Annotated in this window: 23 protein-coding genes, 1 tRNA gene and 1 pseudogene; 10 read left to right on the top strand and 15 right to left on the bottom strand. The window is 65.0% G+C overall.

The genetic code is table 11. The annotated features are described in order from the left end of the window. Positions 1–260, top strand: a pseudogene (locus E6C70_RS14785) (3,4-dihydroxyphenylacetate 2,3-dioxygenase); the annotation flags it as partial. Positions 261–384: 124 nt separating this feature from the next. Next, positions 385–1350, top strand: coding sequence for an endonuclease/exonuclease/phosphatase family protein (locus E6C70_RS14780; RefSeq protein ID WP_136425324.1), 966 nt, complete (start codon positions 385–387; stop codon positions 1348–1350). Between the two features lie 3 nt (positions 1351–1353). Here the strand turns inward: E6C70_RS14780 and E6C70_RS14775 are convergent, their stop codons facing one another. Both E6C70_RS14775 and E6C70_RS14770 read right to left on the bottom strand, forming a co-directional pair. Beyond that, the gene (locus E6C70_RS14775; protein ID WP_136425323.1) at positions 1354–2277 is read right to left on the bottom strand and encodes an LLM class flavin-dependent oxidoreductase; all 924 of its coding nucleotides are present in this window, start codon (positions 2275–2277) and stop codon (positions 1354–1356) included. Continuing rightward, entirely contained in the window at positions 2274–3179 is a 906-nt protein-coding gene (locus E6C70_RS14770) for a LysR family transcriptional regulator (RefSeq protein WP_136425322.1), read from the bottom strand. Before E6C70_RS14770 ends, E6C70_RS14775 begins: the two co-directional genes overlap by 4 nt. Positions 3180–3275: 96 nt before the next feature. Here E6C70_RS14770 and E6C70_RS14765 point away from each other — a divergent pair, with 96 nt between their 5' ends. Beyond that, positions 3276–3500 carry a tautomerase family protein gene (locus E6C70_RS14765; protein WP_136425321.1) on the top strand — a complete coding sequence of 75 codons (225 nt, stop codon included), beginning with the start codon at positions 3276–3278 and terminating at the stop codon, positions 3498–3500. Between the two features lie 83 nt (positions 3501–3583). Here the strand turns inward: E6C70_RS14765 and E6C70_RS14760 are convergent, their stop codons facing one another. Then, on the bottom strand, positions 3584–4180 hold the full coding sequence (locus E6C70_RS14760; RefSeq protein ID WP_136425327.1) for a TetR/AcrR family transcriptional regulator: 597 nt from the start codon (positions 4178–4180) through the stop codon (positions 3584–3586). Positions 4181–4250: 70 nt separating this feature from the next. Between E6C70_RS14760 and E6C70_RS14755 the strand changes: the two genes are divergently transcribed. Further along, a complete protein-coding gene (locus E6C70_RS14755) occupies positions 4251–5471 on the top strand; it encodes a pectin acetylesterase-family hydrolase (RefSeq protein ID WP_136425320.1) in 1221 nt (406 codons plus the stop codon). A 975-nt stretch (positions 5472–6446) separates the two neighbouring features. Beyond that, the gene (locus E6C70_RS14750) at positions 6447–7568 is read left to right on the top strand and encodes an AI-2E family transporter (protein ID WP_168770980.1); all 1122 of its coding nucleotides are present in this window, start codon (positions 6447–6449) and stop codon (positions 7566–7568) included. 110 nt (positions 7569–7678) lie between these two features. On the opposite strand, the gene E6C70_RS14745 is transcribed toward E6C70_RS14750, so the two are convergent. After that, positions 7679–8959, bottom strand: a complete 1281-nt coding sequence (locus E6C70_RS14745; RefSeq protein ID WP_168770979.1) for an ATP-binding protein — start codon at positions 8957–8959, stop codon at positions 7679–7681. Between the two features lie 274 nt (positions 8960–9233). Between E6C70_RS14745 and E6C70_RS14740 the strand changes: the two genes are divergently transcribed. Continuing rightward, positions 9234–9905 (top strand): hypothetical protein, encoded by a 672-nt coding sequence (locus tag E6C70_RS14740; RefSeq protein WP_168770978.1) that lies wholly within the window; start codon positions 9234–9236, stop codon positions 9903–9905. Positions 9906–10198: 293 nt separating this feature from the next. Here E6C70_RS14740 and E6C70_RS14735 read toward each other — a convergent pair whose 3' ends face one another. From E6C70_RS14735 to E6C70_RS14695, 9 genes are all read right to left on the bottom strand, one after another. Continuing rightward, complete coding sequence (locus E6C70_RS14735; protein WP_434056567.1) at positions 10199–11317, bottom strand: IS30 family transposase; 1119 nt, start codon at positions 11315–11317, stop codon at positions 10199–10201. Between the two features lie 1361 nt (positions 11318–12678). After that, positions 12679–13248 (bottom strand): serine/threonine-protein kinase, encoded by a 570-nt coding sequence (locus E6C70_RS14730; protein WP_235833556.1) that lies wholly within the window; start codon positions 13246–13248, stop codon positions 12679–12681. A 96-nt stretch (positions 13249–13344) separates the two neighbouring features. Next, a complete protein-coding gene (locus tag E6C70_RS14725) occupies positions 13345–13749 on the bottom strand; it encodes a hypothetical protein (RefSeq protein ID WP_136425315.1) in 405 nt (134 codons plus the stop codon). A gap of 39 nt (positions 13750–13788) precedes the next feature. Further along, a complete protein-coding gene (locus tag E6C70_RS14720) occupies positions 13789–14052 on the bottom strand; it encodes a GlsB/YeaQ/YmgE family stress response membrane protein (RefSeq protein ID WP_136425314.1) in 264 nt (87 codons plus the stop codon). 55 nt (positions 14053–14107) lie between these two features. Then, positions 14108–14722 carry a hypothetical protein gene (locus tag E6C70_RS14715; RefSeq protein ID WP_136425313.1) on the bottom strand — a complete coding sequence of 205 codons (615 nt, stop codon included), beginning with the start codon at positions 14720–14722 and terminating at the stop codon, positions 14108–14110. Between the two features lie 37 nt (positions 14723–14759). Continuing rightward, the gene (locus E6C70_RS14710; RefSeq protein ID WP_136425312.1) at positions 14760–15335 is read right to left on the bottom strand and encodes an Asp23/Gls24 family envelope stress response protein; all 576 of its coding nucleotides are present in this window, start codon (positions 15333–15335) and stop codon (positions 14760–14762) included. Next, positions 15332–15736: a hypothetical protein gene (locus tag E6C70_RS14705; protein ID WP_136425311.1), complete on the bottom strand. Its 405-nt coding sequence runs from the start codon at positions 15734–15736 to the stop codon at positions 15332–15334. The genes E6C70_RS14710 and E6C70_RS14705 overlap by 4 nt, the downstream gene beginning before the upstream one ends. Further along, positions 15736–15924, bottom strand: coding sequence for a DUF2273 domain-containing protein (locus E6C70_RS14700; RefSeq protein WP_136425310.1), 189 nt, complete (start codon positions 15922–15924; stop codon positions 15736–15738). Before E6C70_RS14700 ends, E6C70_RS14705 begins: the two co-directional genes overlap by 1 nt. Next, positions 15921–16415, bottom strand: coding sequence for an Asp23/Gls24 family envelope stress response protein (locus tag E6C70_RS14695; RefSeq protein WP_136425309.1), 495 nt, complete (start codon positions 16413–16415; stop codon positions 15921–15923). The genes E6C70_RS14700 and E6C70_RS14695 overlap by 4 nt, the downstream gene beginning before the upstream one ends. Positions 16416–16581: 166 nt before the next feature. Here E6C70_RS14695 and E6C70_RS14690 point away from each other — a divergent pair, with 166 nt between their 5' ends. The 3 genes from E6C70_RS14690 to E6C70_RS14680 are packed head-to-tail and all read left to right on the top strand — an operon-like array spanning position 16582 to position 18136. Next, the gene (locus E6C70_RS14690) at positions 16582–17145 is read left to right on the top strand and encodes an RNA polymerase sigma factor (protein WP_136425308.1); all 564 of its coding nucleotides are present in this window, start codon (positions 16582–16584) and stop codon (positions 17143–17145) included. Continuing rightward, on the top strand, positions 17142–17735 hold the full coding sequence (locus E6C70_RS14685; protein ID WP_136425307.1) for an anti-sigma factor: 594 nt from the start codon (positions 17142–17144) through the stop codon (positions 17733–17735). Before E6C70_RS14690 ends, E6C70_RS14685 begins: the two co-directional genes overlap by 4 nt. Further along, positions 17732–18136, top strand: coding sequence for a hypothetical protein (locus tag E6C70_RS14680; RefSeq protein WP_136425306.1), 405 nt, complete (start codon positions 17732–17734; stop codon positions 18134–18136). Before E6C70_RS14685 ends, E6C70_RS14680 begins: the two co-directional genes overlap by 4 nt. An 89-nt stretch (positions 18137–18225) precedes the next feature. Here the strand turns inward: E6C70_RS14680 and E6C70_RS17250 are convergent, their stop codons facing one another. Continuing rightward, the gene (locus E6C70_RS17250; RefSeq protein WP_328590862.1) at positions 18226–18993 is read right to left on the bottom strand and encodes a hypothetical protein; all 768 of its coding nucleotides are present in this window, start codon (positions 18991–18993) and stop codon (positions 18226–18228) included. A gap of 99 nt (positions 18994–19092) precedes the next feature. Here E6C70_RS17250 and E6C70_RS14670 point away from each other — a divergent pair, with 99 nt between their 5' ends. Beyond that, a complete protein-coding gene (locus tag E6C70_RS14670; protein WP_328590861.1) occupies positions 19093–19872 on the top strand; it encodes a tyrosine-type recombinase/integrase in 780 nt (259 codons plus the stop codon). Between the two features lie 73 nt (positions 19873–19945). Here E6C70_RS14670 and E6C70_RS14665 read toward each other — a convergent pair. After that, a tRNA-Ser gene (locus tag E6C70_RS14665) sits at positions 19946–20035 on the bottom strand. Positions 20036–20075: the final 40 nt, after the last annotated feature.

Here is a 20075-nt window from a genome sequence, read left to right as displayed (position 1 = left end):
ACTACTACACCGGCGACCCCGACAACCCGGTCGTCACGTGGGACGTGCACGACAACCAGCGCCGCGACTGGTGGGGCAACCCGGTGGTGCCGAGCTGGTACACCGAGGCGTCGCCCGTGCTCGACCTCGACGGCAACCCGCAGCCGGTGGCGCATCGTGACGAGCCGAGCGAGCTGGCGGTGACCATCGGCGCCGACGGCTTCTCGTACACGCGCGAGGGCGACGCCGAGAAGGGTTTCAAGCTGGGCAGCCAGCTCTGAGGATGAGGCGGCGCGGCGCGCCCGTGAACATCGGTCGAATTCCGAGCCCGCCTCTTTCCCACGTCCGACGAGAGGCGCAGAATTCTCCTGTGGACAGCGGAATTCTCCTGTGGGGTGAGGCGCGATGACCGTCATCGGAGCATGGAACATCGAGAACTTCTTCGAACCCGGCGGGCCATTCGGGCCGTCGGATCGGGCGACGTTCGACCGCAAGGTGGCGCTGCTGGCCGAGACGATCCGATCGGCGGATGTCGACGTGCTGGCCGTCGAGGAGGTCGGCGACCCGACCGCGTTCGAGGAGCTGCGGGCTCGTCTCGGTGACGGCTGGTCCGGCGTGCTCTCGACGCACTTCGAGGTCGACCACCCCATCCGGGTCGGATTCCTCTCACGACTGCCCATCGAGGAGTCGTCCGAGTTCTTCGACATCCCGCCCCTGCTCCAGGCCGCGCCGACCGGCGACGACGGCGCTCCGCTCGCGACGATGGGTCGGGGCGCTCTCCGCATCCGCGTGCGTCTGGGCGCCGATCCGCTCGACCTCGTCGCCGCGCACCTCAAGTCGAAGCTGCTCTCCTTTCCCGGCCGCACGCCGAACGCGACGTCGTTCGTGCCGAGGGACGAGGCGCAGCGGGCACGCTACGGCGCCTACGCCCTCAACCGTCGTGCGGCCGAGGCCGCGGCCGTTCGTGGATACGCGGACGACCTGCTCGCCGGCGACGGATCCACCCGCCTCGTCGCCGTGATGGGCGACCTCAACGACGAGGTGCGGGCAGCCACGACGCAGATCCTGCAGGGGCCGCCCGGGTCGGAGATCGGCACGGCGGGAGAGAATCACCCCGATCGCGGCGACGCGTGGCGCCTGCTCAACCTCGCGCCGCTCATTCCCGAGGAACGGCGATTCTCGCGTATCTTCGAGGGCCGCAAGGAGCTCATCGACCACATCCTCGTGTCCACGGCGCTCCGTCACCGCATAACGTCGGCCGACACCGTGACGGGCGCGACCCAGCTCCCCTCGATCACCGTGGACGCGGCGGCGCGCAAAGACTCCCCCGTGTCCGACCACGCGATGGTCGTCGCGACGATCGAGGGCTGAGGATCACGCCGTCAGCAGCGGCACGACCTCGGTGCGGAAGGCCGTGAGCTGACGGATCTCGTCGCCGATCGGCCACAGGAGGATCCGCTCAGCGCCGGCTCGGATGTAGGCGTCGATCCGTTCGGCGCACTGCTCGGGCGAGCCGATGGGCAGTCCTGCCGCACGCAGGTCGTCGGCGGGTCGACCGAGAGTCGGAGCCAGCAAGTCGTCGATGACGTGATCGGCGGCATCCGCTCGGTCGGTGACGTGCAGCCAGGTGGTCGCGACGGCGGTAGGGAAGGTCGCCGGACGTCCGGATGCCTCGAGTCGGGTGACGCCGTCGCGGAAGGCCTGCGGCGAGGTGTTGTAGGCAGAGGCGAGCCAGCCGTCGCCGAGCTCGGCCACCCGACGGATGCCGGCGGGTGAGCCCCAGCTGGAGATCCACAGGGGTGGGGGCGGCGAGCTGCCGACGATGGGGCCGTCGACGCCGTCCGTCGAGTAGAACCTCCCGCGAAAGGGCGACGCGTCATGGCCGAGAAGGACGCGGAGCACGCGGACCGCTTCGTCGAAGCGCTTCCACCGTTCGGCGAACGGGATGCCTGCTGCGGCGAAGTCGGCGGCTGACGAGCCGGGCCCGACGCCGGCGATGAGGCGACCGCCCGAGAGCGCGTGCAGAGCGGCGAGCATCGTGGCGGTGTGAACCGGCCCGCGGACGACCGGCAGCGCGACCGTGGTGGCGATCGTCATGTCGGCGCTGGCATCCAGGACCGCCGCCAACGACGTGGGTCCGTCCAGCCAGGCCCGTCGGAACAGCAGGTGGTCGTTGGCGCAGACGTAGTCGAAGCCGAGGGCCGCGGCCTCACGGACGTAGTCCGAAAGGCGCGCCGCCGTCCACGGTTCACCGCCGAAGTCGATGAGGGGAAGATGCACGCCGAATCGAACGGTCACGGTACTCTCCGTGCCGCCCGTTGCAGGCTCTCGACCATGGCGGTGAGCGTCGGCCCCTGATAGCCGTCCACGGGCCAGGCCGCACTGATGCGCCGGACCGGAGCATCGTCGGCGAGCGGACGAACGGCGACACCGGGCAGCGGATGCCGCACCGCCAGGCCGGGGATGAGGGAGACGCCCAGCCCGGCCGCCACCAGCGCCTGGACGGCGATGTAGTCGTCGGATGCGACCTCGGATCGGGGTGTGAAGCCGACCTGCTGGCAGGCGTGCCGAACGATCCGGTACCAGGCGCTACTGAGCGCGCCGCCGATCCAGGGCTCGTCGCGGAGGTCCGGCAGGTTGACAGCCTCGTAACGCGCGAGCGGATGATCGGCCGGCAGCACCACTTGGAACCGGTCCTCGAAGATCGGAACGCGATGGAACATTCCCTCGTCGATGCCGGGCAGCACCTCGTGTTCGTAGATCACGGCCAGGTCCAACTCGCCGGTCTCCAGCCGTGGGACCAGCCGATGCAGGTGGTCGTCGACGACCGTCAGTCGGACGCCGGGGTGCAGCAGCCGGAACCGCGCGAACGCCGCGGGCATCAGCGTGCTCAGCACGGTGGGGAAGCAGCCGAATCGCAGCCGCCCGCTGCGCCGTCCCGCTATCTCGTCGACCTCCTGCTCGGCGGCATCGAGCCGAGCCAGGATGCCTTTCGCGTGCCTCGCGAGGGCAGCCCCCACCTCGGTCAGCTCGAGCGGGCGAGTCCCGCGTCGTACGACCGCCTGCCCGACCTGGCGCTCCAGAGCGGCGATCTGCTGGCTGACGGCGGACTGCGTCATGCCCAGCGCAGCGGCGGCCGCGGAGAAGTTCCCCTGCTCCGTCAGCTCGGAGAACACCCGGAGCCGTCGAACGTCGTACATAAGAGTCACTTATAGACCCGAAGTGGTGAGTATTGCAACTAATTCCGCCAAAGATGAGAGTGACGGTACTGAACACCAACCGGAACGGAAAATACCATGCCACTCATCAACGTCAAGGTCATCGAGAACGTCTTCACAGCCGAGCAGAAACGGGACGTCGTCGAGCGCCTCACCGACGCGATGGTCACCATCGAGGGCGAGAACATGCGGCCCGTCACGTGGGTCATCGTCGAGGAAGTCGCCAGCGGCGACTGGGGCATCGGCGGCAATCCGCTGACGACCGCCGACGTGCGGGCCCTCGCCGCGGGGGTCGCCGTCTAGCGAATCTGGATGCGGGTACCCGCCCTGAGCGGGTACCCGCTCAGAGGCTGGCAGAGACGGGGGAAGCGGCTTTGTCGGTGCTGCTATTTCGCCGGATCCCGGAGAGTCGAGCAATAGCTGTCCCAACCCGGCTCGAGGAGTTCGAATCCCGCTCGAATGGTGACTTCGGGTCTCTGGGCACGACTCGCGTGCAGCTGGATCTGCAGCGCGAAGTGCGCGAAGAAGCGGACCTGGATCGTGGGCTCGGAAAGCCCCAGTTCCTGAGCGATGGCGTCCGCCAGCGCGCCCTCGTGCAGCAGCCACATCTTCTCTGCGTACTCGACGAGAGAGGGGGTGTCGTGCATGAGGGCAAGCACTCGACGCTGAGGATCCGTCTGCATCGCCGCGAGCTCGGCCAGGTAGTGGGCAGCGAGGGCGTCGGAGATCGAGGTGCCGGACGCCCGCGCCGTGACGGCGCGTAGGAGCGTCTCGTGTCGGTCGTCTTCGTCGCTGAAGACCAGTGCCTCCTTCCGCGGAAAGTGAGCGAAGACCGTTTTCGGGGTGACGTCGGCGAGGTCAGCGATTTCACGCACGCTCGCCCCGTCGAAGCCACGCTCGAAGAACAGAGTGAGAGCGGCGTCGAGAATCGACGCCCGAGTCGCGGCCTTCTTTCGCTCCCGCCTGCCGACCTCCTCGCTCATCACGCCGAAAGTATATCGAGGGGTAAGATAATGTAGTCGGGTATAGTAAGTAACCCGGTATAGTTACGGGATGAATAGAAAATCCACGTGGATCGCGCTGGCTGGATGCATAGCGGTGGTCGTCTTCCTCGTCCTGAATCCCCTTGCCACTCTCGGGACCATCGGCGGAGCCCTGCTCCTCGGCGTGGCCTTCGTGTACTTCATCCACTTCAGGCATCCGTCCGGGGTGATGTCACTGAACGAGGTGTCCGATCGACGATGGCACAGCGTCGACCTGGGGAAGACCACAATCAGCGGCGATGGGACGAGGTACGAGATCTACGTGAGACGCGGCGCCTCCTCCAACCTGATCATTCACTTCTCGGGTGGCGGCGCCTGCTGGGACGACATCACTGCCTCCCAGCCCATCACGCTCCGGAGAGTCCTCCGGGGCTATACGCGAGACCTGCGAGCGTTCTACTTCACCGCGCTCACCAAGCTGTTTCCGACGGCCCTGACCGGAATGGCGAACCAGCGCGACAAGGACAATCGCTTCCGCGACTGGAACTTCGTGTTCATTCCCTACACGACCGGAGACCTGCACGTTGGTGACGTCGTCAACACCTATGCGGGCAAGAAGGGTCCCTTTCAGGTGCACCACAACGGCCGCAACAACACGACCGCAGCGTTGGCATGGATCTTCGCCAATTTTCTCGAGCCGGAAAAGGTCATGGTCTCCGGCGAGAGTTCGGAAGCCTGGGCCTCCGCCTTCTACGCCCCGCTGGTCGCGGACCATTACACGGGAAAGCGCGTCTACTGCCTCTCGGATGGCGCCGGCATCCTCTCGCCACGATGGTCAGACGTCTTCGATCGGACGTGGCGAGCGGACAGCGCGACGTACCTCGGCTTTCAGATCGGTACAGACGTCTACGAAGACGCCCTCTCGCACCGCATCGATCGCGTCGGCGGTGACATCAGGTACCTGCACAGCAACACGCTCTATGACGACACGCTCACCCGATTCAGTGCTGCTCTGAACAACGTGCCCACGGATACGGATCGATTCATCGACGACTGGTCCGCGCACACCGTGGAGACGATGAAGCGGCTCGCCGGCGACCCCGATCTCGCTTACCAGCACTTCCTGACCGACTGGGGCCACAACGTCAGACGACACACCACAGCGCACACGATCACGACCAACGAGCTCTTCCATAAGGCCGAAGCCGACGGGGTGACCTACGCCGAATGGCTCGCGAGGAACGTCATCGACGACGAAGACCTATCTCTCGGCGGGCGCCTTCTCCCGTGACACGGAACTCTCGGACCAGTCAGGCGGGCCTCGCACCCACGAAGAAACGCCCCGCATCCCAGTGTTTACAAGGGATCGCGGGGCGTTTAGTGGCGGTACCGGTGGGATTTGAAGTCTAATTCGACCCATGTGATAGCGGCGTTTGGGGCCAATATCCGCGGAATATCAAGGGAGTTGAGTGCTGGATGATCACCGTGGACGAGGTTGGATCTCGCCCAGATGTAGTCAAAATGTAGTCACGCCGACCCGCCCGATCCCGGACTCACCACGCGAGTTGGTGCAAGTAGATAGATCTGCATCGAGCGATCGCTCCCTCCCGGTGGTCGTGAGGTGCCGTCCGCAAGCAGATCGCCCCAGCGGGTCTCACCGGTCGTAGACGTCGCGGCGGTGGCCGAGTGTGATGAAGGCGACGATGAGGATGTCATCGTCCATGGTGCAGGTGCCGCGGTAGTCCCGATGCGCAACTCGAGGCCGGGACGCCCTCGGAGCACCCTGGCTTCAGGTGGCCGCGGGTCCTCACCCAGAAGGGCGATCGCCCCGCGAGGGATCGCGGCGCGAACAAGCTTGAAATCCCCGCGTTGAGATGGCAAGACGCCGGCTCTTATCGACAGCTGACTGCTGTGTCAAGGACGCATGACATGTGATGTCCCCTGCCTAACGTGGCAGCAGCCCTAGCACGTGCAGAGCTGACGGAGCCGGTTTGTCGTGGACCCCGTCGCGTTCATGCTCCGGACCGCGATATTCGCCGTCACCTAGTTGTGGCAGGACTGCCGTCGACATGAGCGAAAAGGAGCCGTGATGGATTTGTGGCCGTTGTGGCTTCCGATGCTGGTGTTCGCTGCCGCGCCGCCCTCAGCAAGAACCTAGACGTCGCGGGCGGCGATGGCTTCGGCGGGCTCGCTTTGCAGACGGTGGTCCTCGCCGCCCTCGACGCATTCAAGAAACGAATCCGAGACACCAACAAAGGAGATCACGATGTCGGAGACACCACATGAGCAAAGCCCCCGCGACCGAAGGCTGCCTGTCGGTGTCGTGGCCGCCTCGGAGTGGTCATGGCGGCTGCTGACGATCATCGCCTTGGGCGGTGTGGCGGTCTACCTGATCATCACCTTCCACGAGATCGTCGTCCCACTTCTGGTGGCGCTTCTAGTGGCGGCACTCCTGGCGCCCCTCGTAGGTCGCCTGCACCGGGCGGGATGGCCCCGATGGATATCGATCCTCATCGTTCTTCTGGTATTCGCCGCGGTGATTGCCGGGCTGGTCTACCTGGTCGTCTGGCAGGTTCACGACGGGCTGCCCCAGCTCCAGAAGGAATCCGGTGCAGCGTACGACCGGGCCCGTGACGCGCTGCGAGGTCCGCCGTTCAATATCACCGACACTCAGCTCAACGAATACCTCGCCAACATCGGCGCCGTCGTCCAGAAAGACAGCAGCCAACTGCTCGGCGGCGTGCTGAAAGTCGGTTCAACCACCGGGCACCTCTTCGCCGGCGCTCTGATAGCGATCTTCGCCACCATCTTCATCCTCATCGACGGCCGGGGCATTTGGGGGTGGGTGGTTCGGATCTTCCCCCGGAACGGCCAGTCGGGCATCACTCGGGCCGGAGCCGCCGGCTGGCGCACACTGACCTCGTTCGTGCGCGTGCAGATCCTCGTCGCCCTCGTCAACGGCATTGGAATCGGCCTCGTCGCATTCTTCCTCGGACTCCCGCTCGCCATCCCCATCGCCGTCATCGTCCTCCTCGCCTCCTTCATCCCTGTGATCGGAGCGATCGTCAGCGGAATCATCGCCGTCCTCATCGCCCTGATCTTCGCTGGCCCCCTGCAAGCAGTACTCATGCTCGGCGGAGTCCTCCTCGTCCACCTGCTCGAAGCCCACGTGATGCAACCACTCCTCGTCGGTGGGGCCGTCAAGGTGCACCCGCTCGCCGTCGTACTCGGCGTCGCCGCCGGAACCGGCATCGCTGGTATCCCTGGTGCCCTCTTCGCCGTACCCCTCATCGCCGTCGCCAACGCCATGGTCGCAGCAATGCTCCGACGCCCACCCACAGACGGTCTCGTCGAACCCACCAACACCCCGAGAGACACTCCCGCCTGACCACACCAGCCCCAATCGACCGACCTGCGCGTAACACGATCGGTATCGGTCACTATGCAAACATGTGGCGGCTATGCGCGTGGGGGCACGATCAGCTAGATCCTAAGGTGCTAGACCTCGGCACCGAGTGTCTCATCTTGGACCCCAAGGATTATCTCGTCGGTCACACCGTCCCAACCAAAACGAACCAGCATGTGACGGAGAACAGAAGCAGCGATTTCTCTGCTGCTCGTGAGTGCATTCTCGGGCGTTATGGTGATGGTCCGCGTCCAGGTGCCGTCCGTGAGCGAGTAGCGGCTGTGAAAACCGGCTCTGGATGGGTTGGAGACGGACAATACCCACCCTTCCGCGTTCGCGATGCTCAGCTGCACGTCGAGGCTCAGCGAATTGAATGCTGCCCGTTGCAGGCGCGCGGCGAACTCAACCGTCATGGTGACGTACGCGATGAGGAACCAGATGGGTACGTGAGGTTCGTCGGCGGTGCGAGCGGCCACAGATTCCCAGTCGGCACTGAAGCCTTCGGGGAAAGTGACTCCGAGCACAAACACGCCGCTTTGAAAGAACTGCCACGCTTCGGCCGATCGGCTCGACGTGTCGAGGTCTCCGAACCAGTCCTGGCCCCGCTGAACACCTGAGGGAGTCGACATGATGGGGAACCGCCACCCCGCCGCGCTCACCTGATTTCCAGCCACGATCGGCGCGAGTTGGTCGTACTCAATCACGTCCGACTCTTCGCCAACTGGCGCGAAGCGCACCAATAGGTGCGGCCCAACAACGACTCTTGCGAAGAGCTGCGACTCGAGAGCCTCAGCCAACTGCGCCTCTGCACGAGAAGTCACAGGACCGATCAGGTCAACGCCGCCGCGCCGGGCGGTCTCGATGAACCTGCTCAGTCCCTTCTCGACAGCCACCGCCAGTAACGCTCGCAGCTCGTTCTGAGTGTGGCTTGCCGAGCTCTCCGGCTTCGCCATCGACCGCGTATACAGCTGACCCTGCACGAGTACACCCCCGAATTGCCTCTTGCAGAGGACGGGGATCTCGTCGAACTCGGCGACCTCGATCACAGCGACGACGACCCCCTCGAATGGTGTCCGGAGGGTCACATCTAGCCGAAGGGGCGGGTCGGCATACGTGTTAATCCGATCAACGACCGTGTCGAAGTCCTCATACTCCCTTGCCAGCTCCATGCTCAGACCGTTCTGGATCCCGTCAGTCTCAGAAACGCCGATGATCACTCGGCCGCCGTCGCGCTGATTAGCGAGGGCAATCGCGGCGCGAGCCACCTTCGCGCGGAAGGAGCCCTCGCCGAGGGAGCCCGAACTCTTGAATTCGGTATTTCGTTGTTCGTAACCGGTGCTGATCAGTCCGGACACTTCATCGTCGGTGAGCACAGCGCGACTATATCGGTCAGCAACTACCCGGTCACGGCAATGGATTGATGTAGATGCGTGCGTCTCACGACTTTGGACCCGATCTGCAGTCGCCGACATTTGCTTCACCCGACACAATGGATCGATGAATGCGGGCGGAACGCTTGGGCTCGACCTCAGATCGAATCGGGGCCGCTTCTGCGGGCTTTGCGGTAGGTACGGTCTCATGACAAAGGCCCACGTGCCTCCGCAAGTTGCCGGGAATACTGCGTCCGTCATGCAGGAGTCTCCGCTCGTGACGAAAAGCGGGGTGCAACCGGGACGTCAGTACGCCGGCGGCATGTGGGTTCGCGGACTATGTTTCGACTGCAACAACACCGCAGGCAACCGCTATGACACGGCATACGGCTTGTTCACCGATCAGTTGCGCGGATGGTTCCGCACAGGTAAAAGGCTCGCGTTCGGCCGAATAGATGTTCCCGCTGTGTCACTCGACCCAGGGCTCGTTTCCCGTGCGATTCTCTACGGATTCCATGCAATCAATCCCCGACTTCGTGTCATCTTTCCTGAGCTCGCCAAGCAGCTGCTAAATGACACCCGTCAGGTTCGCTTGCCGTCAGGGCTGCGACTGCGCGCTGGTGCCTACTTCGGGTCCGACTTCAAACTCTCCGGAGGCGTGCTCATGCAACGCGTACTAGGAGCGAGGGAAACCCACTTCACATTCGGTGAGGTGTTCTTCCCTCCGCTCGCGTGGGTCCTCACACCCGACTATGCAGGTCTGGCTGTGGACCATTGGGCGTCCGCCGACGAATGGCCGCTGTACTCAGTGGACCGGACCAGCGTTGATCTCCGTTGGATCGCTGGCCAGTTCCCGATCGTCGAACACCCGAGCGCCGTCGCGCCAAACGACTGGATGACCATGTTCTCGTCCGAAATCACCCCGTTCGTTCAAGGACAAAAATCCTAGGACACGTCGGACAGACGTTCGCAAGCCCGGCATCCCTTCCCCACGGGCAGCGGACGGCGCCACAAGAAGATGGATCCACCGCATCAAACTTCTACTCGAATCGGATGCGAGCTCATCGTCCGGAAACGAGTGGGCCCCGCAAGCCGGTCTTCCAAGGACGCGAGCTCCTAGGGACCGCGTCACCGGTCCCGTTGACGCCCACGGTGCCCGTTTACCCCGCCCGATGAAGGTGCCCGCAGAGGTAGGGCGGATTCTGGTGATCGACGCAACAGATCACGTGTTTACAGGTTATCTCAGGGCCGTTTTGACGTGCGGTGTGCGGCTGACAAGCGTTGAGCTGGGGTGTCGTAGCCGAGTCCTTTTCGCGGCCGGGTGTTGATCTCGTTCATGACGTGAGCAACGTGGCTGGCGGTGTGCTGGGCGAGATCGGTGCCCTTGGGGAAGTACTGGCGCAGGAGGCCGTTGTAGTTCTCGTTCGCGCCGCGTTGCCAAGGGCTGGCTCGTTCGGCGAAGTAGATCGGGATCCCTGTCGCCTTGGTGAGGGCTTCATGGCTGGCCATCTCGACGCCCTGGTCCCAGGTCAGGGATCGCTTGAGATGGGCAGGCAAGGTGGCGAACGCTCCGATCACGGCGGTGTTCACGGACGCGGCTGTGTGGTCGTGAGGCAGGTTGATGACCATCCCGTATTGCGTCGTCCGTTCACGCAGGGTGACCATTGCTGAGACTGAGCCGACGCCGACGATCAGGTCCCCTTCCCAGTGGCCGGCGATCTCCTTCGTCTCGATCTCCGCAGGTCGCTGGTCGATCATCACCATGTTCCGGATCCGAGATCCCTGCCCACTGCGCGTGCGCCAGCGGGTCTTGCGGATCCGTCGCCCGGTGCGCAGCTTGAGCGCATAGCGCTTATGCAATCCCGTGTCCTCACGCAGCGGCAGCGCCCGGTAGATGGTCTCGTGGCAGACCCGCATCCCGTCGTCCTCCGGGTAGGTCTTCCGCAACCAGCCACTGATCTCTTCCGGTGACCAACACCGGTTGAGCTTGCGTTGCACGAGACGGCGCAGTGACGTGTTCGCTGCCAGCCTCGACACCTTGGGCCGTGCCCGCTGTCGGTGCGCGTCATGATCGGCAGTGCGGGGAAGGTAATTGCCAGCCCCGTCGCGGTGCCGATGCAGTTCCCGGCTGATTGTCGACGCGTGACGGCCCAGCTGCACCCCGATCTGACGGATCGTGCAGCCCATCCGCAACAGGTCGGCGATCTGCATTCGCTCCCGCATGGTGAGATACCGGCCTGTGGAGCGCGGCGGAACGAGCGGTGGGATCAGGAAGTTGTTCTGTTTACGGATCAGCGTTCCGGAGCGACGAGACATACCGAGAAGTCTGCAAGCATCCACATTGCTGACCCCCTCGCGCATGAGCTGCCAATAGGAATCGGCCCGTTCCCGGCGCTTGCGGACAGCGTCGGTCTCGTGAAGTCCAACATCGACGAGCGCCGCGGAGTCTCTTCGAGCGGCAGCAAGCACGAGGGAGTCGCGTATGACCCGCTGCTGACGCTCTCGTTCCAGCACAGCAGCGCGGCCGACTGCGAGCCGGAGTTTGCGAGCCGCGCGTGCAACCGAGAGACCCTCCGAGCGCAGCTCGTGGAAGCGACGGTGCACCCATCGATACCCGGTTGAACCTGACACCCTCGCAACCACCGCCGATGAGGCGAGATCGGTGCCGGCGTCGAAAGCCACCCAGAAGGCAGCTTCCCGCGACGCATCCACTCGAAGGTGATGTCGACCATGATCCAGTTCGACAGCGGCTTCCCAGGCCGGTACCCGGCTGGAGGAGAAACCGATGGCCTGAAGCGTGTCCGCCGCGGTCACCCCGCTGCGGCGCAGCTCGAGATAACGATCGCGAAGAAGACGGTAGCCGACCTCCTTATCGATCCCGGCCATACGGGCGGAGCCTTTCAGACCGTGGCCCTGACCGATCGCAGCCAAGAACCGATCAGCAGTAGGAGAAGAGAACGAAACCACCACGAGCAAACAGCTCCAGAAGGGGCGTTGCGTCGATCAATAGAATCCCGCGTAGCTCAACTGCAACACGCGCTACCGGACCGGCCGCCCTAATCGAGCAACTGTCGGCGGCTCACGTTGCAAGCGGGGCCGGAGACTCGAACAACATCGACGATGCATGGCAACGACGAATGTATAGCTCTCACACGGTGTGCGACCTAACGACGAAGTTCACAATCGCGGGATCGATAGGCAAGGCGAAAAGCTAATGCACGCAGGCACTCTTGCGAGGGACTCCTTAGATCCCCGCTATACCGGGCTTCTCATGTGAACCGGGTTACAGGTCACGGCGGATGCCGGCGATTGGACCGGGTGCGTCGCGTGGTCAGGATGGGCGTCCTCGAATTGAGCCACCGTGGGCTGTGACTTACCCGAGTTTTCGCCCATGCCCTCGGTTGTCCCCGTGGCCCAGCAACGTCAACAGTGCCTTAGTACCCGTGAGGCGGTCCCCATTATCGGGGTGGTTGGTTGTTAATGATGACCGTGAGTGCTGTCGCGGCCACGGTCTCGGCGCTGGGTCGTTCGACAGGATCGGAGTCGATCATGCTGCGGATCAGGTTCCGCCAGGCGATGGGGAGGGTTGCTGATGCAGCCGAGCGAGCGCGGCTTCGGAGGTCCCGCCGGGGTAGGCAATCTGGTTGGTGAAGCACTCCAGCAGCACGAGGCCCGAGGGAGTAGATATCGGAGGGTGTCTGCACCGGCTGGTTGCGGACTTGTTAGGGCGAGAGGTACGCGACGGTACCAATGGTGGGGGTTCCGGCGGCTTGGATGTGGTCGGTCTCCTGGGCGATGCCGAAGTCGGTCAGTTGGGCGCGTTCCCGGGAGGTGCGGGTGCCGTAGTCGACGAGGATCACGTTGGCGGGGGTGATGTCGCGGTGGACGATGCCGCGCAGGTGAACGTACTCGAGCGCTTCGGCGATGTCGTAGGCGATCTCGCCGACCTGCCGGGAGCTGAGGACGCGTTGCTGCATGGCGGTGCCGAGGCTGGTGCCTTGGACCATTTCCATGACGATGAATGGGCGGATGTCGGCGGGGGCGGATTCGTCGATGCCGGCGTCGACGATGGAGACGATGCCATGGTGGCTGAGGCCGGCCAGCATCCGGATCTCACGTTCGTACTGCGCAGTGTCCTGTGCCGCTTCGGCGGTGAGGAGTTTGATGGCGACCGTCCGACCCAGGGCGGTATCGGTTCCGGCGTACACAGCGGAGGATCCGCCACGGGCAAGAAGCCGCTCGGGACGGTAGCGGCCGTTCAGCAGCGGGGCGTTCAGGGCCGGGCCGGGCACGGGTTCTCCTCGGTGAAGCGCGAACAGTTTTAGGGGTGCCGATCGTGCGGTGCCCTCTCCGGGGTGCCGAGTCGGCAGGTGGTGGGGGTGACTACTTCAGGGCAGCAGGTTTCGCGCTTTGTCGATCCAGGAGGTGATCCACGGGATGGCGTTGCTGATACTTCCGGAGGCGTCGGTGGCGACCGTGATCGCGGGGTAGAGCGAGGTGGTCAGGGCGGCCACGGCGGCGAGGGCGGCGAGCGTCCACGCCACCGCGGGTGTTCGGGTGCGGATGATGAGGATGAGCAGAATCAGCGTGATCGTGAAGCCGAGCAGGGCGACCAGCGTGATCCGCGCGGTGGGGACGGGGATGAACCAGGCCGCTCCTGCGCTGGCGGCGATGAGTCCGATGATCGGCGCGAACACTCCAGCGACGATGGCTGTGCCGGCCAGGATACCGGCCGCGAGGGCGTACCAAACGCCCCGGGGGCGCGGTGGCCGGTTGGCGTAGGAACGTGCCATGGCGGCCGGTTCAGTCAGGGCTTCGGATGAGAGGCGAGGTCAGGCTCGTCTGCGGTTGACGATCGCGCCGTAGATGAGCAGGACCAGGATGGAGCCGCCGATGGCGAGGAGCCAGGTGCCGAGGTTCCAGAAGTTCTGCAGCCCGACGTTGAACAGGGCGCTGCCGATCAGGCCGCCGAGGAGGGCGCCGACGACGCCGAGCAGGAGGGTGATGAGCCAGCCGCCCCCTTGCTTGCCGGGGAGGATGAGTTTGGCGATCGCACCGGCGATCAGGCCGAGGAGGAGGAATCCGAAGAAGCCCATGAGGTGATCCGTTTCGTTTGGCAGGGCCTAGGTGGCGGTGGCTGGGTCCGCGGGCTTAGCCGAGGCCCTTGTCGTGGGCGAGGCGGGCGCGCAGGCCGGAGTGGATGGAGAGGTAGGTCGGGATGGACTCCCCGGTCAGGACGGTGAGGTTGTTCAGCAGGTGGTCGACGTCGTCGGCGAGCTCCCTCGGGGAGGTGTTCTGCCGGGGTGTGACGCTGAGGTGCATTACCGGCGTCTTTCGGATGCGGTGGGCGCTGACGGAGGAGAACAGCACATCGGGTCGTTTCCCGAGGGTGTGTCCGAGGGCATCGGAGGTGAATGCGGAGTCCACGATGATGGCACCGTTATCATCACCGACACCGCGGGAAGTTCGCAGGACGGTAGAGGTCCGTCCGCCGCCGAGCCGGGTCAGCGCGGCGATCAGGATGATGATGACAATCAGGAAGATCGCCAGGCTGATCACGGCCACCCAGCTGACGGTGGTGTCGGCGATGCGGGTGTCGGCGATGGCCTGATCCAACCACCGTCGGGTAGCCTGACCGCCATCGGTCCACCAGGTGCCCCATTGCGGGACGGTGGTGGCGGCGATGACGGCGGCGCCGAGGGCGAGCAGGATCAGACCGAGGATGAACAGGCCGGTCCTGTTGGCGAAACGGTTGGTGGCATTCATGCCGGGTTCTCCTTGCGGTGGGTCGCGGGGGCGCTCATCAGCTGACCCGTTCGCGTTTGTCGACCCGCACTCGGGTGCTCACCTTCGGGGTGAGCTGGTAGCCAGCCAGTTCGGTGTCCATGACGGAGCGGATGGCGGCCTCATCCAGGGTGAGCCTGCCGCCGGGGCGGAGATCGGCTTGGACGGTGCGGTGGGTGACGCTGACAGTGACCTGGTCGCGGGACAGACCCGTCTGTTCGCAGATGCGGTTGGCGATTGCGGCGGCGATGACACCGTTATCGACGACGACGGCCCGGTCGTCCCAGACCATTTCGTGTTTGGCCAGCCGGCCCGGCGTCAGGGCGAGCACGATCAGGATCAGGCCGAGAATGGCCAGCACCACGCCGGCGGCGATGACGCCTGCCACCGGTTGCAGGGTGGGCAGTTTGGCTAGGGAAGTTCCCGCGTCAGTGGGGGCGAGCAGCAACGCGGGACGGGTGAGCATCGCCAGGATGATTTCGGTGCCGGCGTAGGCCAGGCCGAGGATCAGCAGGATGACCACGATGATCACGGCGGTGGTGCGGGGGGAGTGGGTTTCGCGGCGGATGATCCGCCGGTAGGGGGCGCTGCTCACAGCACACGCTTCCTTTCGCTGATCTCGGCGCCATCGATGCGGATGTTGACCCGCACCACCGGCCGTCCCATGATCTGGGTGGCGCGGTCGCGGATGGTGGCCTGTGCGGCGGTGAGGCGGTCGATGACGGACCCGCCGGCGTGGATGGCGGCGTCATCGTCCAGGTCCGGCACCGGAAGCGGGGAGCGGACCTGGAGGGCAAGCCCACCGCCGCCGGCGGCGACGGTGACGCTGAGCTTGTCACGGGACACGCCCAGGGTTTCGGCGGTGACGACTTCCGCGACCCGGCCCAGCGCCCGTTCGGCGACGGTGATCCGGCCGGGGTGCAGCGGCTGCCCGGGGGCGGCGGTGTTGCCGCCCCCCGTCGCCGCCTCGGACGTGCCGTCGGTGGGTGCGTCCATTAGGAGGTCCGCTTGCCGCTGAACGCATTGGCGACGCCGCGGATGTCCAGCCGGCCTTCCGCGAATCGTCCCACCAAGGCCCCGATCAGCATGAACAGGGCTACGAGCAGGAATCCCCAGAAGCCGAACACCAACGCGCTCACGGCCAGGATGGCGCCGACGAGGATGCCTACGACGGTGCTGGTCATGACACGCGCGATTCTGTGTCCTTGTCGTCATCGTCGCTGGGCAGGTGCACGTCGTTGACGGCCACGTTTACCTCGACGACCTGCAAGCCCACCAGGGTGCTGATGGCGGAGCTGACCGCGGAGCGCACGCCGGAGGCTACTTCCTGGATCGGCATCGGGTACTCGACCACGATGGTGATGTCCGCGGCGGCCTGCGTGTCGCCGACCTCGACCTTGACGCCCTGGGAGAGGTCGTCGGCGTTGATCACGTTGCGGATCGCGCCGAGAGCGCGGGCGCCGCCGCCGCCGAGGGCGTACACCCCACGGACCTCGCGGGCCGCGATTCCGGCGACCTTGGCAACGACACCATCGGCGATGGTGGTCTTGCCGCCGCTGCTGCTGCCCTCACTCGGTGCGGGCGCTGGCCGGGAGGACCGGTCCACCCGGGAGGTGCTCAGACCGGTCGGTACCGGGGCGGGGGTGGAAGGGGTTGAGAACTCTGTGTCAGCCATGTTGACTCCTCGTACATGTTCATGGTGATACGAGGGGCCAAGCCGGCCGTTTCGCATCGGAGCGAAGATGTCGCTCTACAGATAGGACGCCTCCGAGCATGGATCCGTCACAAAAAAGATTCAGACGAAGTGAACCGATGACAGTGCCCCATTCGCTCAGGCTCCGATGAGCGTCGATCTGAACGCCGATCTGAACGCCGTTGACGACGCCGTCCTGGTCGAACGTGCCACCGACGGCGACACCGCCGCGTTCGAGGTGATCATCCGCCGCCACGGGCCCCTGATGCGCTCCTACGCGTACCGCATCTTGCGGTCGGAAGCGGATGCCGATGACGTTGTTCAGGACGCGTTCTACACCGCGTGGCGGCAGCTCTCCGAGATCCGCGACCCGGCCGCGGTACGGTCCTGGCTGATGCGGATCGTCAGCCGCACCGCGTTCACTCACCTCCGCCGCCGGCCCGCCACCGAGACCGACACGCTGCTCCACCTGGCGGTCGCGACCACGCCGGATCCTGAAACCGCGGCGATCCGGAACGCGCAACTGGATGCTCTCTCAGGCGCGCTTGACAGACTTCCCGAGGATCAGAAGCAGTGCTGGCTGTTGCGGGAACTGGTCAGCTTGAGCTACACCGAGATAGCGCAAGAACTGCACCTGACCCCCGGAGCGGTCCGCGGCAAACTCGCCCGGGCCCGCGCTAGCGTCGCGATCGAGATGGAGGAGTGGCGATGACCGAGATCACACCCACCGTCCTGGATTGCGGCAAAACTCTCGACGAACTCAGCGACTACCTCGCCGCCGACCGCACCCCGTTCGACGCGTCCATCGAAACCTGCCCGGAGTGCCTCAACGCCCTCGAAGCGCTTGAGCGTCTCGGGCAACTCTCCCGCGACCTGCTCGAACACGAAGCCGAACAACTCCCGCCCGTATCCGAGGCGTGGATTCAAACCATCATGACCAGCATCAGCCAAGAGATGCGCGCCGGCCGGTCCCTGCCGCTAGCTCACCCCGATCCGCAGGTGCAGTTGAGTATCACCGAGGGAGCCATCCGCTCCCTCGTCCGCGCAACCGGTGACAGCATCGACGGGATCCTCATCGGACGGTGCATCCTCGATGGCGACGTGGAAACCCCCGGCGCCCCCATCCACCTAACAGTGTCGGCGAGCATCGCCTGGGGCAACAGCGGCCCCGAACGGGCCGACCTCGTCCGCACCCGGTTGTACGCCGCGCTCCGGCAACACACCGACCTGAACATCGCCGGCATCGACATCACCATCGAGAACATCCACGACATCCCCCTGCGGGCACAGGAGATCTCATGACCAACCCCACTCCACCCACCAGCGGCATGCTCACCGGCGATGAACCATCCCACGTCCTGGACGAGATCGCTCTCACAGCCCGCATCAGAGCGACCCCCGGCGTCATGGACGCCTACCGGCCCGCCACCCCTGCTGCCCTCCCCGCCGTCCTGAAACCGATCATCGCCCTACCCGGTGCCGTGATCAACATCATCACCGACACCATCCAAACCGCCCCGCCCAGCGTCGTCGCCATCAACACGGCTGGCGGCCACCCCACCATCACCACCCAGATCGCCATCGACCGCGACGGCCATGCATCCCAAACCGCGACCGACGTCGCCGACACCCTCCTCACCCTCGCCCGCGACACCGGTCACCCCGACGCCACGATCACCGTCGAAATCGCACGCATCGCCTAAGCCAGCCGGCACCCGTCCAACCGGTCGTCGGCCGGGATAGCGCTGCGGCGACAGTGTGGGCTCGCTCGACCGCGCCGTCCTTGGACAAATCATCCGGGTGGCGACTCGCATGCTGATACCGTCCAGCATTTTGCCCGGCATTGTTCGAAGTGTCGTATGGGCGTGGTGTCCAGTAGAAAGTGACTCGTCGCACGCGGGCAGCATCGACGATCGGCCAGTCGCGCGCGAAAGCGAGCGCCGATCCGGAACTTGGTTGCATGAGACCGAACATCGATAAGCGAGTTTCCTATGAACGGCAGCGTCTTCAACGCGAACGAGGCGCCATTGCCCTCGCAGTACGCAACCAGGCTCGAGCCGCCGAGCGGCGCGCCGCCGACGCGGTCGCGGCTCTCGAAAAAGATTGGGGCAGCCGCGCCAGCGCCCTGAAGACGCTGAGCGAGGCCGGAAGGTCCCTCCGACGTCTCCAGCGTGAAGTGGACGAGCTGCGGTCCCAGCGAGACGATCTCGTCGACTCGCTCCGTGCCGCCGGAGAAAGCTGGAGTTCGCTTGCTTACCTCAGTGGACTCAGTCGACAGGCGCTCCTGAAGCGCCGCCGCAATGTTGATGGTCAGAACTAGGGTCACGTCATGGGAAGCATTCATGCTTACGAGACGGCTTCCGGGAAGCGATACCGGGTTCAGTACCGAACGCCCGAGCGCGACCAGACCGGCAAGCGCGGCTTTCGCACCAAGCGCGACGCGGAACTGTTCCTGGCATCCGTCGACGTGGCCCAGGCCAGAGGCGAGTTCATGGATGCTCGCGCGTCGCGCATGACGATCACAGCTCTCGGCGCTGAATGGCTTGTCAACCAACACCACCTGAAGCCCTCATCATTGCGACCTGTCCAAGTCGCATGGCGACTACATGTTGAGCCGAAGTGGGGCGATCGTCGCGTCGGCGAGATCCGACACTCGGAGGTGCAGAGCTGGGTCACGGCGTTCACGCGCGGCGATGGCAAGACCCGGTCGGCAACTACTGTGCTTCGCGCCTACGGAGTTCTCGCCAGCATCCTGGACGTCGCGGTCAAGGACCGCCGCATCCCCTCCAATCCCGCCCGCGGCGTGAACCTGCCTCGCCGAGTCCGGAACAAGCACAAGTACCTCAGCCATAGTCAGGTCGGCGTTCTGGCCCAGAACGCCAAGAAGCACAGCACTCTGGTCCTGTTGCTCGCGTACACCGGACTGCGCTGGGGCGAGGCGGTCGCCCTCCACGTCGGCGACGTCGACCTGGACCGGCGACGCGTGTACGTGCACGAGAACGCGGTGGAAGTCGCCGGCACCATCCACGTTGGAACCCCCAAGACCGGGGAGTCACGTAGCGTGCCGTTCCCGCCGTTTCTCACCCCACTGCTCACACCTCTCACGGAGACGAAGACGCCCGCGGACCTTCTCTTCGGAGACGGGACCACCTACCTTCACCAGCCGGACCGGCGACGCGGTTGGTACGTCTCCGCCGTCGCACGATCGCAGACGTCCGACACGGAGTTTCCCCGAGTCACGATTCACGACCTCCGACACACGGCCGCCAGCCTCGCCATCAGCGCCGGCGCGAACGTCAAAGCCGTGCATCGAATGCTCGGCCACTCGTCCGCGGCGATGACGCTGGACACCTACGCGGACCTGTTCGACGACGACCTCGACGCCGTTGCCATCGCCCTTGACGAGGCTCGGAGCAACTCAAATGTAGTCAAAATGTAGTCAGACGGGCATCTGCCTGACTAACAAACGCCCCGCATCCCGAGTGTTTACAAGGAATCGCGGGGCGTTTTCGTGGCGGTACCGGTGGGATTTGAACCCACGGTGGACTTTCACCCACACAACTTTTCGAGAGTTGCACCTTCGGCCGCTCGGACACGGTACCGAGAGGGAGTTTAGTTGAGCGCGCAGGACTTCGCGAATCG

This window comes from Orlajensenia flava, from assembly GCF_004801905.1.
Lineage (GTDB): Bacteria > Actinomycetota > Actinomycetes > Actinomycetales > Microbacteriaceae > Orlajensenia > Orlajensenia flava.
This window is presented reverse-complemented; position numbering and strand designations above follow the sequence as displayed.

What these genes read in the sequence shown, in the direction of transcription:
- E6C70_RS14780 (WP_136425324.1), top strand. Translation starts at nt 385, where the DNA reads ATGACCGTCATCGGAGCATGGAACATCGAGAACTTCTTCGAACCCGGC.
- E6C70_RS14770 (WP_136425322.1), bottom strand. Translation starts at nt 3,179, where the DNA reads ATGTACGACGTTCGACGGCTCCGGGTGTTCTCCGAGCTGACGGAGCAG.
- E6C70_RS14765 (WP_136425321.1), top strand. Translation starts at nt 3,276, where the DNA reads ATGCCACTCATCAACGTCAAGGTCATCGAGAACGTCTTCACAGCCGAG.
- E6C70_RS14760 (WP_136425327.1), bottom strand. Translation starts at nt 4,180, where the DNA reads ATGAGCGAGGAGGTCGGCAGGCGGGAGCGAAAGAAGGCCGCGACTCGG.
- E6C70_RS14755 (WP_136425320.1), top strand. Translation starts at nt 4,251, where the DNA reads ATGAATAGAAAATCCACGTGGATCGCGCTGGCTGGATGCATAGCGGTG.
- E6C70_RS14750 (WP_168770980.1), top strand. Translation starts at nt 6,447, where the DNA reads ATGTCGGAGACACCACATGAGCAAAGCCCCCGCGACCGAAGGCTGCCT.
- E6C70_RS14735 (WP_434056567.1), bottom strand. Translation starts at nt 11,317, where the DNA reads ATGCGCGAGGGGGTCAGCAATGTGGATGCTTGCAGACTTCTCGGTATG.
- E6C70_RS14725 (WP_136425315.1), bottom strand. Translation starts at nt 13,749, where the DNA reads ATGGCACGTTCCTACGCCAACCGGCCACCGCGCCCCCGGGGCGTTTGG.
- E6C70_RS14720 (WP_136425314.1), bottom strand. Translation starts at nt 14,052, where the DNA reads ATGGGCTTCTTCGGATTCCTCCTCCTCGGCCTGATCGCCGGTGCGATC.
- E6C70_RS14715 (WP_136425313.1), bottom strand. Translation starts at nt 14,722, where the DNA reads ATGAATGCCACCAACCGTTTCGCCAACAGGACCGGCCTGTTCATCCTC.
- E6C70_RS14705 (WP_136425311.1), bottom strand. Translation starts at nt 15,736, where the DNA reads ATGGACGCACCCACCGACGGCACGTCCGAGGCGGCGACGGGGGGCGGC.
- E6C70_RS14700 (WP_136425310.1), bottom strand. Translation starts at nt 15,924, where the DNA reads ATGACCAGCACCGTCGTAGGCATCCTCGTCGGCGCCATCCTGGCCGTG.
- E6C70_RS14695 (WP_136425309.1), bottom strand. Translation starts at nt 16,415, where the DNA reads ATGGCTGACACAGAGTTCTCAACCCCTTCCACCCCCGCCCCGGTACCG.
- E6C70_RS14690 (WP_136425308.1), top strand. Translation starts at nt 16,582, where the DNA reads ATGAGCGTCGATCTGAACGCCGATCTGAACGCCGTTGACGACGCCGTC.
- E6C70_RS14685 (WP_136425307.1), top strand. Translation starts at nt 17,142, where the DNA reads ATGACCGAGATCACACCCACCGTCCTGGATTGCGGCAAAACTCTCGAC.
- E6C70_RS14680 (WP_136425306.1), top strand. Translation starts at nt 17,732, where the DNA reads ATGACCAACCCCACTCCACCCACCAGCGGCATGCTCACCGGCGATGAA.